The following is a 762-nucleotide window of genomic DNA, read 5'->3' as shown; positions in this document are numbered from 1 at the left end:
CTGATATCTATTAATTAAAATATCTCTATTATCGTGAATTAATTGTTACATTTATCTCTAAAATTAACCTGATTGCATGATAATATAAAAAAGTCGGTTAAATAGCAGACTTACTGAGAATAGCTGTTTTGAAATAGAAAATACTTATGAAGCTATCCTAAAAGATATTAATCTTTATGATGAGGAGATATCTAAATATTTATCGGCCAAATCTATGGGAGCTACTATAGAGTTATCAGAAAAAGTCACCGAGTTTATTGAAAATATCTCTAACATAGATCCTGAACAGTTTAATGGTTATAAACCAAAGTTTGCAGCTCTTGAAATAGGATATTTTGATTATAACAAAGAAATCAAAATAAGACCTAATATGTATGATTTTCTGAAGTCGCTCGTATAGTTAGCAAAAATATTATGAGTAAATAAAAGGATTGCGAACTTAATTATATTAACAATAACAACTTATATATAGACAAGTACTTTGAGAGAATTTAGGTGAAAGTAGATGTAGCCCCAGATAAAAAGAAAGCTTTGCAACTAGCTAAGCGTTTATTACCTGAGTGATCATACCCTCCAATTTGGGACACTTATGTGTTAAGAAAAGGAGACAAATATGGGTTACCAAAGATATACAGAAGAATTTAAAAATAATGCAGTTAAATTATGTTTGCAACCAAATGCAAATAGGCAAGAAATAGCAGATAATTTAGGAGTTAAATATAAAACCATTTGCAACTGGATATCTAAAGCTATGTCAAACCT

At 28.9% G+C, this 762-nt stretch carries 2 protein-coding genes; both read left to right on the top strand.

What is annotated here, in order from left to right; all coding sequences use genetic code 11:
- Positions 1–214: 214 nt before the first annotated feature.
- Positions 215–400, top strand: coding sequence for a hypothetical protein (locus F3D59_RS09905; RefSeq protein ID WP_150464775.1), 186 nt, complete (start codon positions 215–217; stop codon positions 398–400).
- A gap of 213 nt (positions 401–613) precedes the next feature.
- A partial coding sequence (locus tag F3D59_RS10240) for a transposase (RefSeq protein WP_150464774.1) occupies positions 614–762 on the top strand: 149 nt, incomplete at its 3' end.

The sequence above is a fragment of the Francisella sp. XLW-1 genome (genome assembly GCF_008711455.1).
Lineage (GTDB): Bacteria > Pseudomonadota > Gammaproteobacteria > Francisellales > Francisellaceae > Francisella > Francisella salimarina.
The sequence above is the reverse complement of the archived record's forward strand: the minus strand, read 5'-3'. Positions and strand labels throughout refer to the sequence as shown.

Excerpts from the sequence above, each read along its gene's own strand:
- F3D59_RS09905 (WP_150464775.1), top strand. The coding sequence starts at position 215 with ATGGGAGCTACTATAGAGTTATCAGAAAAAGTCACCGAGTTTATTGAA.